General features: G+C 65.6%; 10 protein-coding genes. 7 read left to right on the top strand and 3 right to left on the bottom strand.

Annotation, left to right across the window (positions count from 1 at the left end; all coding sequences use genetic code 11):
• The first annotated feature begins 2 nt into the window (after positions 1 to 2).
• Together AC1RTA_RS12135 and AC1RTA_RS12140 are read left to right on the top strand one after the other, a co-directional pair.
• Entirely contained in the window at positions 3 to 569 is a 567-nt protein-coding gene (locus AC1RTA_RS12135; protein ID WP_492784835.1) for a hypothetical protein, read from the top strand.
• Positions 570 to 704: 135 nt separating this feature from the next.
• A complete protein-coding gene (locus AC1RTA_RS12140; protein ID WP_014238417.1) occupies positions 705 to 1,115 on the top strand; it encodes a hypothetical protein in 411 nt (136 codons plus the stop codon).
• Between the two features lie 83 nt (positions 1,116 to 1,198).
• Here the strand turns inward: AC1RTA_RS12140 and AC1RTA_RS12145 are convergent, their stop codons facing one another.
• Positions 1,199 to 2,347 (bottom strand): methyltransferase, encoded by a 1,149-nt coding sequence (locus AC1RTA_RS12145; protein ID WP_492784836.1) that lies wholly within the window; start codon positions 2,345 to 2,347, stop codon positions 1,199 to 1,201.
• 106 nt (positions 2,348 to 2,453) lie between these two features.
• Positions 2,454 to 3,878: a DEAD/DEAH box helicase gene (locus tag AC1RTA_RS12150; protein ID WP_014238415.1), complete on the bottom strand. Its 1,425-nt coding sequence runs from the start codon at positions 3,876 to 3,878 to the stop codon at positions 2,454 to 2,456.
• Positions 3,879 to 4,252: 374 nt separating this feature from the next.
• On the opposite strand from AC1RTA_RS12150, the gene AC1RTA_RS12155 reads away from it, so the two are divergent.
• Positions 4,253 to 5,884, top strand: a complete 1,632-nt coding sequence (locus AC1RTA_RS12155; protein ID WP_492784837.1) for an AIPR family protein — start codon at positions 4,253 to 4,255, stop codon at positions 5,882 to 5,884.
• Positions 5,885 to 6,026: 142 nt separating this feature from the next.
• Here AC1RTA_RS12155 and glnE read toward each other — a convergent pair whose 3' ends face one another.
• Complete coding sequence (gene glnE / locus AC1RTA_RS12160; protein ID WP_492784838.1) at positions 6,027 to 8,810, bottom strand: bifunctional [glutamate--ammonia ligase]-adenylyl-L-tyrosine phosphorylase/[glutamate--ammonia-ligase] adenylyltransferase; 2,784 nt, start codon at positions 8,808 to 8,810, stop codon at positions 6,027 to 6,029.
• 158 nt (positions 8,811 to 8,968) lie between these two features.
• Here glnE and AC1RTA_RS12165 point away from each other — a divergent pair, with 158 nt between their 5' ends.
• The 4 genes from AC1RTA_RS12165 (at position 8,969) to AC1RTA_RS12180 (ending at position 16,015) form a co-directional block, all read left to right on the top strand.
• Positions 8,969 to 12,946: a YhdP family protein gene (locus AC1RTA_RS12165; protein ID WP_492784839.1), complete on the top strand. Its 3,978-nt coding sequence runs from the start codon at positions 8,969 to 8,971 to the stop codon at positions 12,944 to 12,946.
• Positions 12,927 to 13,760, top strand: a complete 834-nt coding sequence (locus AC1RTA_RS12170; protein WP_014238411.1) for a carbon-nitrogen hydrolase family protein — start codon at positions 12,927 to 12,929, stop codon at positions 13,758 to 13,760. The genes AC1RTA_RS12165 and AC1RTA_RS12170 overlap by 20 nt, the downstream gene beginning before the upstream one ends.
• A gap of 99 nt (positions 13,761 to 13,859) precedes the next feature.
• Entirely contained in the window at positions 13,860 to 15,299 is a 1,440-nt protein-coding gene (tldD, locus tag AC1RTA_RS12175) for a metalloprotease TldD (RefSeq protein ID WP_014238410.1), read from the top strand.
• Between the two features lie 212 nt (positions 15,300 to 15,511).
• On the top strand, positions 15,512 to 16,015 hold the full coding sequence (locus AC1RTA_RS12180) for a hypothetical protein (protein ID WP_492784840.1): 504 nt from the start codon (positions 15,512 to 15,514) through the stop codon (positions 16,013 to 16,015).
• Positions 16,016 to 16,248 lie beyond the last annotated feature (233 nt).

Here is a 16,248-nt window from a genome sequence, read left to right on the forward strand (position 1 = left end):
TCATGAACATCGCTTCCCTCAACAGACTCTACGCAACCTACAGCACCGCCTCGGCCACGCCGGTAAAGGCCGCCGCCACTGACGGCAGCAGCGTTGCCACCCAGACGGCTGCCGCCAGCAACCTGCCCCAGGAGTTGCCGCCCCTGGAGTGCCCCACGCCCGCATCGGTGGCCGCCGCCAAGGAAAAGTTTGCCGCCAATGCGGCAGAGAAGTTCCGCCAGGCCGGCATCCAGGTGCCGCCCGAGCCCGTGCTGACGCCGGACCGCATGGGCTACGTCAGCGTCGCCAACGATCATCCGGACAAGGCCAGGATCGAGCAGTTGTTCCATGAAGACACGGAGCTGCGGGACCAGTTCGCCGAGGTGGCTTCCGGCGAAGAGATGCTTCATGCCGTTCAGGGTTACGAGGACTACGCCGCCCGCTATGCCGCGCTGCAGGGCAATCCCTCGGCCCAGGCCGCCCTGGTGGAAGCCCGCATCGCCTACAACAACCAGAGTTTCTACATCACCCTCAAGGGCGACGGCGGCACCGAGACCTTCTTCGGCGGCCTGCAGGGAGTGTCGGCCTGAGCTTTGGCGGTGGCCGGCTGTCACCGCTTCATCAGCATTTTTTGATATTGATTCTGGCATCCCGGGTCGCGGCGGCCTAGATTGAAGGCAGGGAATCGCCGTGTCTTGCCAACCCCTCTGTGGAAGGAGCCAATCATGAAAACACCGACCCTCTGTGCCGTTTCCGCCCTTCTGGGCGCCCTGCTGCTGCCCGGCCTGGCCCAGGCCGCCGATACTGCCAAACAGGCGGCGCCGGCCAAGCAGGAGCAGATTTACGGCAGCCAGCTGATGACGCCCCAGGAGCGCCGGGAACACCGGGCCAAGATGCGCAGCGCCAAGACCGCCGAGGAGCGGGAAAAGGTGCGCCTGGAACACCACGAGGCCATGCAGGCCCGGGCCAAGGAAAAAGGCGTGACCCTGCCCGAGGTGCCGCCGGCTCGGGGCGGCGGCATGGGCCCGGGAGGTGGCATGGGGCCCGGTGGCGGTGGGATGGGGCCCGGCGGTGGCGGCATGGGTCCGGGCGGGGGCGGTATGGGCCCCGGCGGCATGCGCAACGCCAATCCCTGAAACAGTCTCCCCTCAAGGCAAGGGCCGCGTCACGATGCGGCCCTTTTGCGTTGACCGGCCCGGGGCGGGCCCTGCTGCCGGCGCTAAGCGGCCCGCAGGCGCCACAGGGAGGTGACTTCGGCGGCCCGGGCGGCGTGCAGGGGATCGTCGGCGTCCCGGGTCTTGCCGTGGCTGGGGCGGATGTCGTGACGGGCTGCCACTTCCAGGCCGGCGGCGGCGATCCAGTCGAGCAGCTGCTGGCGGGAGCGCAGGCCCAGGTGCTCGGCCAGGTCGGAGATGATCAGCCAGCCTTCGCCGCCGGGCGCCAGATGGTCCTTGAGGCCGGCCAGGAAGCCGCGCAGCATGCGGCTGTCCGGGTCGAAGACGGCGTATTCGATGGGGGAGCTGGGCTTGGCCGGCACCCAGGGCGGGTTGCACACCACCAGGGGCGCCCGCCCCTCGGGAAAGAGGTCCCGCTGCTGCAGTTCCACCCGGGCGGAGAGGTCCAGGCGTTCCAGGTTTTCCCGGGCGCAGGCCAGGGCCCGCGGGTCCAGATCCGTCGCCACTACCTTGGCCAGGCCCCGCTTGGCCAGCAGGGCGGCGATGACGCCGCTGCCGGTGCCGATGTCGAAGGCCAGCTCCGAGGCAGGAAGGGGGGGCTGGGCCAGCAGTTCCAGGTATTCGCCGCGCAGGGGCGAGAAGACGCCGTAATGGGGGTGGATGGCGGCGCCCAGGGCCGGGATGGAGACGCCCTTGCGGCGCCATTCGTGGGCTCCCACCAGGGCCTGCAGTTCCCGCAGGCTGACGACGAAGGGCTCACCGGCCGGGCCGTAGGCCTCAGTGCAGGCGGCGCTGAAATCCGGCGCCCGGCGCAGGTTCACCCGGTAGTCGGCGTCCACGGCGATGAGCAGCATGGCCAGGATGCGGGCCCGCTGGCCCTGAGCCTGGCGGTGCAGGTGGAAGGCCTGGGTCAGGGAGGCCGGCGCGGCGTCCTTGCCGGCCTTGCCTTTGCCCTTGGGCTGCTTGCGCTCGATGCGCCGGGCCAGGGCCTGCAGCAGCTGGCGGCCGTTGTGGAAGTCGCCGCGCCAGAGCAGGGCCGTGCCCTCGCAGGCCAGGCGGTAGGCCTGGTCGGCGTTGAGGGTGTCGTCGGCCACCAGCACCCGCTTCGGCGGCGGCAGCCCGGCCTCGGAGCGCCACAGGGCGGTGTGGTCGGTGCCGTCTTCGCTCCAGCGGATCATCGGTGCGTCGCTCATGCTTGCTTTCTTGGCCGGCCCCGTGGGCGGCCCGCTCGGTTGATTCGGATGCCGGGAGTAAAAAAGGCCACCGGGAGGTGGCCTTTTTGCTGCCCGCAGGCTTGCCTTACTTGCGCCCCAGGCCGCCCAGGAGGGCCGCCACCATGGGCTTCTTCGGCTTGTGGGGATCGGGCTTGCCGACCGGGGTGTGGGCCGCTTCCTCCTTGCTCGGCACCGTGGCCGGGGCGGCCTTGGGCTCGTAGGGCTTGGAGAAGTCGAAGCCGTCCTTGGCGATCATGTTGTTGCGCTTCACCGGGGGCTTGCTGCGGCCGGCCACGGGCTGGGACGGGGCGTGGGTCTCGTGGGCCCGGCGCTTCTTGCCGCTGCCGGGGGGATATTCGTAATCCATCTCCGGCTCGAAGCCGGCCACGGCCACCTGCTCGATCTGCATCTTGATCAGCTTTTCGATATCCGCCAGATAGCCGACCTCGTGGGCGCAGACCAGGGAAATGGCGTTGCCCTGGCGGCCGGCGCGGCCGGTGCGGCCGATGCGGTGCACGTAGTCTTCCGGCGTGTGGGGCAGCTCGAAGTTGATGACGTAGGGCAGGTGGTCAATGTCCAGGCCGCGGGCCGCCACGTCGGTGGCCACCAGCACCTTGCAGCCGCCGTTCTTGAAGGCGTCCAGGGCCTTGATGCGCTCGTTCTGGGACTTGTCGCCGTGGATGGAGTCGGCGGCGATGCCGGCCCGCTCCAGTTCCCGGGCCAGACGGCCGCAGCCCTGCTTGGTGCGCATGAAGACCAGGGTCTGGGTGATTTCGCCGGAGCGCAGCAGCTTGATCAGCAGGTCCTTCTTGCGTGTCTCGGCCACCGGGTGCACCCGGTGGGTGATGGTGTCGTTCACCTGGTTGCGCCGCGCCACTTCCACCAGGATCGGCGACTGCAGCATGGTATCGGCCAGGCGCTGGATCTCGTTGGAGAAGGTGGCGGAGAAGAGCAGGCTCTGCCGGGTCTTGGGCAGCATGTTGAGGATGCGCTGGATGTCGGGGATGAAGCCCATGTCCAGCATGCGGTCGGCCTCATCCAGCACCAGGGCCTGGACCTGGTTGAAGGAGACGCTCTTCTGTTCCACGTGGTCCAGCAGGCGGCCCGGGGTGGCGACGACGAACTCCACACCCTTCTTCATCTCGGCGATCTGGGGCTTGATATCCACGCCGCCGAAGAGGCAGATGGAGCGGAAGTGGGTGTACTTGGTGTAGGACTTCACCGACTCATACACCTGCAGCGCCAGTTCCCGGGTGGGGGCCAGCATCAGGGCGCGCACCGGGTGCTTGGCCGGCGACGGGCTGGCCGTATCGAGGTGCAGCAGGCGCTGGATCAGGGGCAGGGTGAAGGCGGCGGTCTTGCCGGTACCGGTCTGGGCGCAGGCCTTGAGGTCCTTGCCCTGCAGGACCAGGGGAATGGCCTGCTGCTGAATCGGGGTTGCTTCGGCGTAACCCATCTCGGTCACGGCCTTAAGAATTTCGGGCGCCAGGCCCAGTTCGTCAAAACGCAAAGGGGGCGTCTCCGCAGAAAAGTAAATGTGGCATCAAGGACATAGGGCCGGGATTATACACCCATGCGCGCCGGAGGCCGGTATGGGGGAAATGGGTCGTTAGCGGGTGCCGGTCTGGGAGGCAGGCGGGATGGGCTTCTCCGGCATGGCCTGGCTGGGAGGGGCGTGGCGATTGGGTTGCAGGGCAGGGGGTTGGGGCGATTCCGGTAAGGCCCGTGGCCGGGTTGATGCCCAGGTTTGCCGGGGAGGGAAAGTGCAGTGTTTTGACCTAGTCACTCGACATACTTTGGGTGGCTGATTATGCTCATGGCTTGGTGCCTACTTTGCACTCACTTCCAGCTTCGCCTCTTTCAAACCCGCTAGGATCATGGTCCATGAGCTTAATTAATAATAATCGAATAAAAACACACATTGCTGCTGCGATTCAGGAGCACTTAGATACCTCTGATTGTGGGAAGGACGAAAACAAAATTCTATCCCGGGCATTGGCATCTATATACATTTCATCTATCTCTGGGCTTTCATACAAGGATTCAGCTAAGTACGTGACGGATGGAGGAGAAGATCAAGGCATAGATGGCTGCTACTACGACGCCAATAAGAATCGACTGCACCTTGTTCAGACGAAGTGGTCATCTGCTGCGACCAAGACTATTGACGCTGGTTCTATTCACAAGTTCGTTGCTGGTACTTACTTACTTCTAGATCTTAAGTGGAGTGAGTTTAACGAGCGTTTCAAGAAGATTTCTGCCGAAATAGAAGCCGGGCTTAGCAACGATCCACAGATTGTTCTAGTAGTGGTCTACAACAGTGATTCACAAATCAGTGGGCATGTTAAAAAAATATTGGATAAGTTTCTGTCCGATAACAACTCAGACGAGCAAGATGTCGTCACGTATTCTGTATTTGGACTGTCTAAATTAGTTCGTGCAGTGCAGGCGGCTAAATCTGGTGCCAGAACGGATGTTGAACTCGGATTGCTTGAATGGGGGGAGACTAAGGAGCCGTTCTATGCAATTACAGGAAAAGTTTGTTGCGCAGATGTGGCGGAATGGCATAAAGACCATGGGGAACTCTTGTTTTCTGAAAACATAAGGTACACGCTTTCTAGTAGTGAGATTAATCAACGAATTGCAGAGACTTTGGTTGAGCGTCCCACGGAGTTTTGGTATTTAAATAATGGCATAACCGCCATTGCCGATTCTATTGTTCGGAAACCTGTCGGCTTGGGTGAGCAACGCGAGAGTTCGCTCTGGAACGTTGGAAATCTCAAGATTGTTAATGGAGCACAAACGACAAGTGCTATTGCTTCTGCATATAAAACGAATAGTGGACAACTGCGTAAAGCTTATGTACAAATCAAGGTAATTTCTTTGGCTAAGGCCCCTCTTGATATTGCTAGTCAAATTACGACAGCAACTAATACACAAAACCGGGTTGAGCCGCGTGATTTTCTCGCTCTGGACTCGATACAAGATGGTTTGGCTGAAGCGTTTAAGAAAATTGGAGTCCAGTACTGTTATCGCCGTGGAGAGGTGATTAAAGACGCCGCAAATGGGTTGGAAGTTCAAGAATTGGCGTTGGCATTGGCTACTTGTAGCAGTAATATGTCTGACGTTGTTATGGCAAAGCGAAACGTTGGTTTGTTAACTGATCCCAATGGTCACTATCCCAAGATATTTTCAACAAACCTTGATGTTTCAAAGTGTTGGGCTCAGGTCAAACAACTCCGTATGGCGCAGAGTATTGTTTTGGAATTGGCTGGTATTTTGACTGGTCGTGATAGACAAATTGCTGTGCATGCAAACAGATTTATAGAAAATCAGCTAATAACGAGAAATTCTGACTCGATTGACTTGTCTACTGCTAAAGGTGTTTTGAATCGTCTTTCTAATGTCATTGATATTCACTTTAAGGATTCGTACCTTGCAGTTCTATTTAAAAATGCTAAGAAGTGTGAAGTGTTAGGCAAAGAACTTGACACATTTACTGAGGCTGTAGGTTGATACCTAACATTTTTATCAAGAGAATATGCGCTGACAAGATTATTGCCTTTGTTCCCCAAGATAAATACCAATATACAAAAAAGCCGCCGGATTCCCGGCGGCTTTTTCATTTCGGGCCCGCGGCATCTGCCGCCCCTAGCCCTTACCCTTTAAACACTTCCTCCCACAACGCCCGTACCGCGGCGATGCGCTCCGCCACCGACTCCCTTGCCACCCGGCTCTTGGGGCTGCCGTTGAGGCGTTTGGCGTGTTGCAGGCGGCGGTAGTCGCGGTAGGCGTTTTGCACCGGTTCGGCCAGGGCGGCGGGGATCAGGCCGAGGCGGGCGGCGATGCCGAGGAGGGCGATGTTGCCCAGGTTGCCGGTGAGTTCCAGGTGCTCGTGGGCGTGGCCCAGCACCAGGTACTGGATGATGAATTCCACGTCGATGATGCCGCCCGGGTCCTGCTTGATGTCGAATTCGCCCCGGGCCACGGTTTCGGCATCCGAGGCGTTGGCGTCGATCATCTTCTGGCGCATGGCCAGCACTTCTTCCTTGAGCTTGGCCCGGTCCCGGGGCTGGCGCAGGATTTCCTCCCGGATGGCGTCGAAGCCCCGGCCCACGTCCGCGTCGCCGGCGACGAAGCGGGCCCGGGTGAGGGCCTGGTGTTCCCACACCCAGGCGCTGTGCAGCTGGTATTCGCGGAAGGAGGCGAGGGAGGAGACCATGAGGCCGGAATCGCCGTTGGGGCGCAGGCGCAGGTCGGTCTCGAAGAGCAGGCCGGCGGGGGTCTGGGAGGAGAGCCAGGTGTTCACCCGCTGGGCCAGGCGGGCGTAGACCTCTTCGGCCTCCTGGGCGGTGTCCTTCTTTTCGTCGAAGAGGAAGATGATGTCCAGGTCCGAGGCGTAGCCCAGCTCCTTGCCCCCCAGCTTGCCGTAGCCGATGACGGCGAAGACGGGCTCCTCCCGGTGCCGGGTCTTCAGCTTGCCCCAGCACAGGCGCACCGTCTCTGCCACCATGATGTCGGCCAGCTCGGTGAGGTGGTCGGAGATTTTCTCGATGCTGTGCAGGCCGGCCAGGTCCTGGGCCAGCAGGCGGAAGACCTGGGCGTGGTGCATTTCCCGCAGCAGGTCCATTTCCCGTTCCGTGTCGCCGGCGCATTCGTCCAGGGCCCGGCGCAGTTCGCGGCGGAAGCGCTGCCAGTCGGTGGCCACTTCCAGCAGGCGCGGGTCCAGCAGTTCATCCAGCAGGATGGGGTGGCGGGTCAGGTATTCGGCGGCCCAGCTGGAGCCGCCGATGAGTTCGGCCACCTTCTTCAGGGCCTGGGGATACTGCTGCAGCAGGGCCAGGTAGGCGCCGCGGCGGCCGATGGCCTCGAGGAAGGCAAGGCAGCGGGAAAGGGTCAGGTCCGGCGTCGGCGTCGCTGCGGCGGCCTCGATCAGGCGCGGGCCCAGGGCGTCCATGCGTTCCCGGTTGCTGGCTGGCAGCTGCTGGTAGCGGGCGCCGTCGCGGAAGGCCTGCAGCCGTTCCAGGGAGTCCTGCACGTCGGCAAAGCCGAGGCCGGCGAATTTTTCCTGGGCGCCGTCGCATTCCAGGGCGCCCTGCCACAGGGCGGTGAGGGTTTCGCTCTGGGAGCTGGGGGCCTCCGGTTCGGCAAAGACAGCCTCGAAGTGCAGGGAGACCCGCTGGCGATGGCCGTCGAGCACGGCCAGCAGGGCCGGGTAGTCGGCAAAGCCCATGGATCGGGCGATGCGGGCCTGGCCCTCCGCATCTTCGGGCAGGCTGTGGGTCTGCTGGTCGGCAACGTATTGCAGGCGGTGTTCCAGGCGGCGCAGGAAGTCGTAGGCAGTGCTCAGCTCGTCCACCGCCTCCTGGGCCATCAGGCCCCGCTCCGGCAGCAGGGCCAGGACCTGCAGGGTGGGGCGGATCTGCAGGGCGGTGTCGCGGCCGCCGCGGATGAGCTGGAAGACCTGGGCGATGAACTCGATTTCCCGGATGCCGCCGGGGCCCAGCTTGACGTGGTTGGCCATGTCCTTGCGCGCCACCTCGCGGCGGATTTGGGCGTGCAGGTCGCGCATGGCGTTGATGGCGCCGAAGTCCAGGTACTTGCGGAAGACGAAGGGGCGGCCGGTCTGGCTCAGCACCGGGCCCCAGTTGTTCACGTCGTTGGCGCCGGCGTTCATGACCCGGGCCTTGATCCAGGCGTAGCGTTCCCACTCCCGGCCCTGGGTGATGAAGTAGTTTTCCAGGGCGTCCAGGCTGCACACCAGGGGGCCGGAATCGCCGTTGGGGCGCAGGCGCATGTCCACGCGGAAGACCTGGCCGTCGGCGGTGAGGTCTCCCAGGGCGATGATGAGGCGCTTGCCCAGGCGGTGGAAGAAGTCGTAGTTGTCCACCTGGCCGCCGCCGTCGGCGCGGCCGGCGGTCTGGCCTTCTTCCGGATAGACGAAGATGTAGTCCACATCGGAGGAGACGTTCAGCTCCCGTCCGCCCAGCTTGCCCATGCCCACCACCAGCAGGCGCTGGGGCCGGCCCTGGCTGTCCAGGGGTTCGCCGTACTGCTGCACCAGGCTGCGGTGCACGAAGTCCAGGGCGAAGTTGGTGGTGATGTCGGCCAGCAGGGTCATGGTTTCCACCACCTCCTGCAGGGGCGCGGCGGCGGCCAGGTCGCGGATGATGAGATGGGCCATGACCCGCTGGCGCAGGCGGCGCAGCACCGGCTTCAGAGCTTCCTCGTCGGCCGGGGCGGCCTGGGCGATCCACTCCTCCAGGTCGGCGGCGGTGAGGGGGCGCTGCCAGGATTCGGCCAGGATCGGCACCAGTTCGCCGCGGCAGGAGAGCAGCTGGCGCAGGTAGGCACTGTGGTCCAGGGCGGGTTGCCAGGCGGCGGGAAAAGTCGTGTCGGCGGCGGGGGCGGGAGCGGCGTTATTGTTGGAATCGTTATTCATCAGGGAATCATCCGGTTATATCCGGGGTTTCCGGGGGTGGCTGGGTTAAAATCCACCCCTTCGCCCAGAACTTGCCATTGTAGTGACCCGCCCAATACCTTTGCAAAGCGCCGCCGCCATCGTTGCCGTCGCCTCCGCCCTGTTGCCGGTCGAGGCCCATGACTGATTCCGTCCTGCGGTCGGCCCTTTACCACCGCCTGCACGCCCTCCTGCCCTTCCTCGTCAGTCCCCGGGCGCGCCAGTTCTGGCGCCGCGCCGGCCGCCTGGCCCTGGTGGCGGGGGTGGTGGTCTACTTCGTCTTCGCCTTCCTGGTGCTGGCCCTGCGCTACTGGGTGTTGCCCAACGTGGGCAACTACCGGGCCGACATCGAACAGGCGGTGAGCCAGGCCGTCGGCCTGCCGGTCACCATCGGCCACATCGACGCCGGCTGGCGCGGCCTGCGCCCCGAGCTGACCCTGGCCGACGTGCGGGTGGCCGACAGGCAGGGCTATCCGGCCCTGGCCTTCGAGCGGGTGGAGAGCGTGCTCTCCTGGTGGAGCGTGCCCCACCTCTCGCCCCGCCTGCACCTGCTGGAAATCAGCGAGCCGACCCTGCTGGTGCGGCGCCTCGCCGACGGCCGCTTCGAGGTGGCCGGCATTCCCCTGGACGACGGCAAGAGCGACGGCAGCGCCCTGCACTGGGTGCTGAGCCAGGAGCGCATCCACATCAAGGACGCCACCATCGTCTGGGAAGACCTGCAGCGGGGTGCCCCGCCCCTGACCCTGGAGGCGGTGAATTTCCTCCTGGAAAACCGGGGCCGCCGCCACCGTTTCGGCCTCTCTGCCCTGCCGCCGGCGGAGCTGGCTTCCCGCCTCGACCTGCGGGGCGACCTGCGGGGCTCCGATCCGCAGCAGCTGGAGGACTGGAGCGGCGAGCTGTACACCGAATTCGTGCACACCGACCTGGCGGCCTGGCAGGCCTGGGTCGATTACCCCGTTTCCCTGCCCCAGGGCAGCGGCGCCCTGCGCCTGTGGCTGGAGGTGGAAAAGGGCCTGCCGGTGGCCGCCACCGCCGACGTGGGCCTGCAGGACCTGCGCCTGAAGCTGGCCAAGGACCTGCCGGAACTGGACCTGCTGCGCCTGGCGGGCCGCATCAGCGGCGAGCGGCGCAACGGCGACACCCGCTTCTCCGGTAAGCGGGTCGGCCTTGCCACCCGGGACGGCACCAGCCTGGAACCCACGGATTTCGCCTTCTCCTGGCAGGAGGGCGGCCTTTTCTCCGACCGCCGTCGTGGCAGCGCCGCCGCCACCACCCTGGACTTGGGCGCCCTGGCGGCCCTGGCCGAGCACCTGCCCCTGGGGGCCGAGGTGCGCCAGTGGCTGAACGACTACGCCCCCCGGGGCCTGGTGCGGGACCTCAAGGCCAGCTGGACGGAAAACGAGGGCAAGCCTCAGGACTACAACCTCAAGGCCCGCTTCGACGGCCTCGGCATCAAGGCCAGCAGCCGCTTCCCGGGCTTTTCCGGCATGAGCGGCACGGTGGACGCCGGGGACCGGGGCGGCAGCCTCACCCTGCGCTCGGCCAAGGCCCAGCTGGAACTGCCCCAGGTCTTCCCCGATCCGCGCCTGGCGGTGGATGCCCTCAACAGCCAGGTCAGCTGGAAGATCGACGGCAGCCGCCTCGACGTCAGCCTGGACAGCCTCACCTTCAACGGCCCCGACGCCACCGGTTCGGCCCAGGGCACCTACCGCCTCAGCGGCGACGGCCCCGGCAGCATCGACCTCACCGCCGGCATCAGCAAGGCCGACGGCACCGCCGTCTGGCGCTACATGCCCAAGGTGGTGTCCCAGGACGCCCGGGACTGGCTGAAGAGTTCCATCACCGGCGGCACCGCCTCCGAGGCCAAGCTGGTGCTCAAGGGCGACCTGGCCCGCTTCCCCTTCCTCGACCCCAAGGACGGCCAGTTCCTGGTCACCGCCCGCATCAACGGCGCCACCCTGGAATACGCCTCCGGCTGGCCCCGCATCGACGACATCCAGGGCTCCCTGCGTTTCGAGGGCGCCCGCATGCTGATCGAAGCCAGGAGCGCCAAGCTGCTGGGGGCCCGCCTCTCCGGCGTCAAGGCCGAGATCGCCGACCTGGAGGCGCCGGAGGAGCTGCTCAGCATCACCGGCAAGGCCGAAGGCCCCACCGGCGAATTCCTCAAGTTCATCGACCAGAGCCCGGTGGGCGACAAGATCGACAACTTCACCGACGGCATGAAAGCCCAGGGCGAAGGCCGCCTCAACCTGCAGCTGGAACTGTTCCTGCGCCGCATGGCCGACAGCCGCATCAAGGGCGACTACGAATTCCTCAACAACCAGGTGACGGTGGAGCCGGGCCTGCCGCCGATCACCCAGGCCAACGGCCGCCTGCACTTCACCGACGCCGGCATCAGCGTCAAGGAAATCACCGGCCAGTTCCTCGGCGGCCCCATGAAGCTCTCCGCCAGCAACGAGGGCGACAAGGTGCTGGTCAATGCCTCCGGCAGCCTCACCGCCGCTGCCCTGCGCCGCCAGCTGGATCTTCCCCTGTTCGACAACGTCTCCGGCAGCGCCGCCTGGAAGGGCGAGGTGCGGGTGCGCAAGAAGACGGCGGAGCTGGTGGTGGATTCCGACCTCAAGGGTCTGGCCTCCAGCCTGCCCGAGCCCTTCAACAAGAGCGCCGCCGCCGCCCTGCCCCTGCACCTGGAGCGGGGCGCCCTGGCCGAAACCGCCCCCCGCAAGGGCGCGCCGGCGTCGGTGGCGAGGGAACAGGTGAAATTCACCCTGGGCAAGCTGGCCAGCGCCCACATCATCCGCCGCCGGGAAGCCGCCGGCCCGGTCACCGAGCGCGGCGCCATCGCCATCGGCGAAGGCCTCAGCCTGCCCGAGCGGGGCCTCGCCCTGACGGTGAACCTGCCCAGCGTGGATGCGGATTTCTGGCGCAAGGCCCTGACCCCGGCCAACGGCAACGGCGGCAGCGCCAGTAGTGGCGGCAGCGCTGCGGCCGGCGAGTCGGCGGCGCCCCTCTCCCTGGCGGTGCTGAAAACGCCCCTGCTGGACATCTCCGGGCGACGCCTGCACGACGTCACCCTGAAGGCGGCGCCCGCCGGCAACAGCTGGCAGGTGGAGGTCAACGCCAAGGAAGCCGCCGGCCAGATCAACTGGGACGGCGCCGGCCAGGGCAGGGTCAAGGCCCGCCTCAAATACCTGACCCTGCCGGAAAGCACGCCCCAGCAGGAAGCCATGCAGCGCCTGGGCGAGGCCGAGAGCCAGGACGAACTGCCGGGCCTGGACATCGTTGCCGACAGCTTCATCCTGGGCAGCCGCCGCTTCGGCAAGCTCGAACTGCTGGCCCGCAACGAAGGCCGGGTGTGGCGCCTGGACAAGGTGCTGCTCTCCAGCCCGGACGGCTCCATCAACGGCAAGGGCCTGTGGCGCACCGACCCCCGGGGCGCCCACCGCACCGATGTGGAGTTCAGGCTGGAAGCGGGGGATGCCGGCAAGTACCTGGACCGCCTGGGTTTCCCCGGCACCCTCAAGCGGGGCAGCGCCACCCTGGCGGGCAAGCTGGCCTGGAACAACACGCCCACCAACCTGGACATTCCCAGCCTTTCCGGCGACCTCAAGCTGACGGCGGAGAAGGGCCAGTTCGCCAAGGTGGAGCCGGGCATCGGCAAGCTCATCGGCCTGCTTTCCCTGCAGTCCCTGCCCCGGCGCATCACCCTGGATTTCCGCGACGTCTTCTCCGAAGGTTTCGCCTTCGACAATGTGGAGGGCACCTTCAAGGTGCAGAATGGTCTGATGAAGACCTCGGACCTCAGCATCGACGGTCCGGCGGCCAAGGTGGGCATCAAGGGCGACATCAACCTGGACAGCGAAACCCAGAACCTGCGGGTGCGGGTGCAGCCGGCCCTGGGCAATTCCATTTCCCTGGGGACCGCTGCCCTGGTTAATCCGGTGGCCGGCGTGGCTGCCCTCATCGCCCAGAAAGTGTTGCAGAATCCGGTGGACCAGATTTTTGCTTTCGAATACGCCGTCACCGGCAGCTGGGAAGACCCCAAGGTGGAAAAAGTATCCGCCGCCAAAGCCGATAAATCCGAGAAGGCCAAGACCGATGAATCCGCCAAGCCCTGAGCGCCAGAAGACCGAAAATGCCCTGATCGCCGCCGTGCAGCTGGTGTCCGGCCCCCGGGTCGCCGACAACCTGGCGGCCGCCGCCCACGGCGTCGCCGAAGCGGCGGCCCAGGGCGCCCGCATCGTCGCCCTGCCCGAGTATTTCCCCATCATGGGCATGGCCGAGGGCGACAAGGTCAAGGTGCGGGAAGCCGACGGCCACGGCCCGATCCAGGAATTCCTCGCCGCCACGGCAAAGCAGCACGGCATCTGGCTCATCGGCGGCTCCATTCCCCTGGAGGCGAAGGATGCTGCCAAGGTGATGAATTCCACCGTGGTCTACGACCCGGCCGGCCAGCGCGTGGCCCGCTACGACAAGATCCACCTGTTCGGCTTCCAGAAGGGCCTGGAGCGTTACGACGAGGCCGCTTCCATCGAGGCCGGCAGCGAGCCGGTGGCCTTCGACACGCCCTATGGCCGCATCGGTCTTTCCATCTGCTACGACCTGCGCTTCCCCGAGCTGTACCGCCGCCTGGCGCCGGTGGACCTGATCGTGGTGCCCGCCGCTTTCACCGAAACCACCGGCCGCGCCCACTGGGAAATCCTGTTGCGGGCCCGGGCCATCGAGAACCAGTGCTACGTGCTGGCCGTGGGCCAGGGCGGCAAGCACGAGAACGGCCGGGAGACCCACGGCAACAGCATGATCGTGGACCCCTGGGGCACCATCGTGGACCGCAAGCTGAAAGGCCCCGGCGTGGTCCTGGGCCTGCTCGACCACGGCTGCATCGCCGAGACCCGGGCCAACCTGCCGGCCCTCAAGCACCGGGTGCTGTGATCCTTCCGTTATCCACGCAGAGCCAGGACTAGATCGCTAAAAACTCTGTGAACTCTGTGCCCTCTGTGGCAAAAGTTTTTTAAGGCTTTAGGTTTCCCCATGAGCAAGATCATCAAGCAAGCCGAATCCCTGTTGCTGACCCCCTACGGCCTGGACGACAAGCGCCTGTCCGAGGTTTTCGGCCAGATCATGAAGAACGACGTGGATTACGCCGACCTCTACTTCCAGTACAGCCGGGCCGAGGCCTGGAGCCTGGAGGAGGGCATCGTCAAATCCGGCAGCTTCAACATCGACCAGGGCGTCGGCGTGCGCGCCATCTCCGGCGAGAAGACCGCCTTCGCCTACTCCGACGACATCAGCCGCAACGCCCTCGGCGACGCTGCCGCCGCCGTGCGCGCCATCGGCGCCGCCGGCCAGTCGGGTACGGCGCCCAAGCTGAAGGGGCGCAAGGGCCACGGCCTCTATCCGGCCCAGGACCCCATTCCCTCCCTGCAGGCCGCCGACAAGGTGAAACTGCTGGAACGCCTGGAAGGCTACGCCCGGGCCATCGATTCCCGCGTCACCCAGGTCATGGCCTCCCTCGCCAGCGAATACGACGTGGTGCTGGTGGCCGGCAGCGACGGCCGTCTGGCCGCCGACGTGCGGCCCCTGGTGCGGGTCTCCGTCACCGTCATCGTGGACGGCGGCAAGGGCAAGCGGGAGCAGGGCTCCGCCGGCGGCGGCGGCCGCTACGACTACGGCTATTTCAGCGAGGAAGTGCTCAAGCGCTACGCCGCCGAAGCCGTGCATCAGGCCGTCACCAACCTGGACGCCCGGCCCGCGCCGGCCGGCACCATGACCGTGGTGCTCGGCCCCGGCTGGCCCGGCATCCTGTTGCACGAAGCCATCGGCCACGGCCTCGAGGGCGATTTCAACCGCAAGGGCTCCTCCGCCTTCTCCGGCCGCATCGGCGAGCGGGTCGCCGCCAAGGGCGTCACCGTGGTGGACGACGGCACCCTGCCGGACCGCCGCGGCTCCCTCAACATCGACGACGAGGGCAACCCCACCCGCCGCACCGTGCTGATCGAGGACGGCATCCTGAAAGGCTACATGCAGGACTCCCTCAACGCCCGCCTCATGGGCGTCGAGCCCACCGGCAACGGCCGCCGCGAATCTTTCGCCCACCTGCCCCTGCCGCGCATGACCAACACCATCATGCTGGCCGGCGACAAATCGCCGGAGGAAATCCTCAAGTCGGTGAAGAAGGGCATCTACGCCGTCAATTTCGGCGGCGGCCAGGTGGACATCACCAGCGGCAAGTTCGTCTTCTCCATGTCCGAAGCCTACATGGTGGAAAACGGCAAGGTGCTCTACCCGGTGAAGGGCGCCACCCTCATCGGCAACGGCCCGGACGCCCTGACCCGGGTGAAGATGATCGGCAACGACCTGGGCCTGGACCCGGGCGTCGGCACCTGCGGCAAGGACGGCCAGTCCGTGCCCGTGGGCGTGGGCCAGCCCACCCTGCGCATCGACGGCCTCACCGTCGGCGGCACCGCCTGAGTACCCGGCCCGGGGCCCCGGGCGTTGTTGTGTCGCCTTGCCGTAGTTGCGTACTGTCTGCGGCGACACGCCTGGCCCGCGGCCCCGGGCCTGACGCTCAGGCTGCGTCCCCGGGGGGCCGCCGCTTGGTGTCCGCCGGGCCGGTTCTGGAACCTGGGGGCCGGCCGTGGGGTCTCTCCCTGATCCGGCCCCGTAATGGAGGAGAAAGCATCATGACCGTGCATCGCCGCCTATTCCCGCTCCTGCTGCCCCTGGCCCTGCTGGCCGGCTGCGCCAGCGCCCCTCCCGACGGCACCGCCACCCCCAAGCTGGCCCGCCTCACTCCCGAGCAGATGCAGCGCCTGGCGCCCGACGCGCCCAAGCTGGGCTTCCCCGAACTGGTGGCCATGGCCAAATCCGGCATGAAGGCCGACGCTATCATCGCCCGCCTCAAGGAAACCCAGACCCGCCTTGACCCCACCCCCAGCCAGGTGCTGGACCTGACCCGCCAGGGCTTGCCGGTGGCGGTGCTCGACTACCTGCACGAATACCGGGAAAAGGCCCTGCGGGCCGATCTGGCCACCACCCTGACGGAAAAGGAACAGCAGAACGCCCGGGAGGTGGAGGCCGTGCGGCAGCAGGAGCGGCTGCGGGCCATGCCCTACTACGACCCCTTCTGGGGCCCGCGCTGGGGGCCCTACTACCGCCGGGGCGGGGGCGTCTATTACGGCTGGTGAGCCGGGTTAGCGGGTTTGAATTGGCCGGCGCACCGGGTGCGCCAGGAAGCAGGAAGGACGGGCGTTTCCGCCGGGGCATGGCGGAGATGGCCGTCCTTTTTGTTTGGTGGCGGGGTGGGTGTTTGGATTTTTGGGGATTGGTTGGGCGTGGCTTGTTGATTTTGCGGCTGTGTTCCGCGCCTGACGCGCGGGTTACTTATTCTTGTCTCGCCAAGAATAAGTAACCAACAAGA

The sequence above is a fragment of the Azospira sp. MPR-E4 genome, assembly GCF_058809645.1.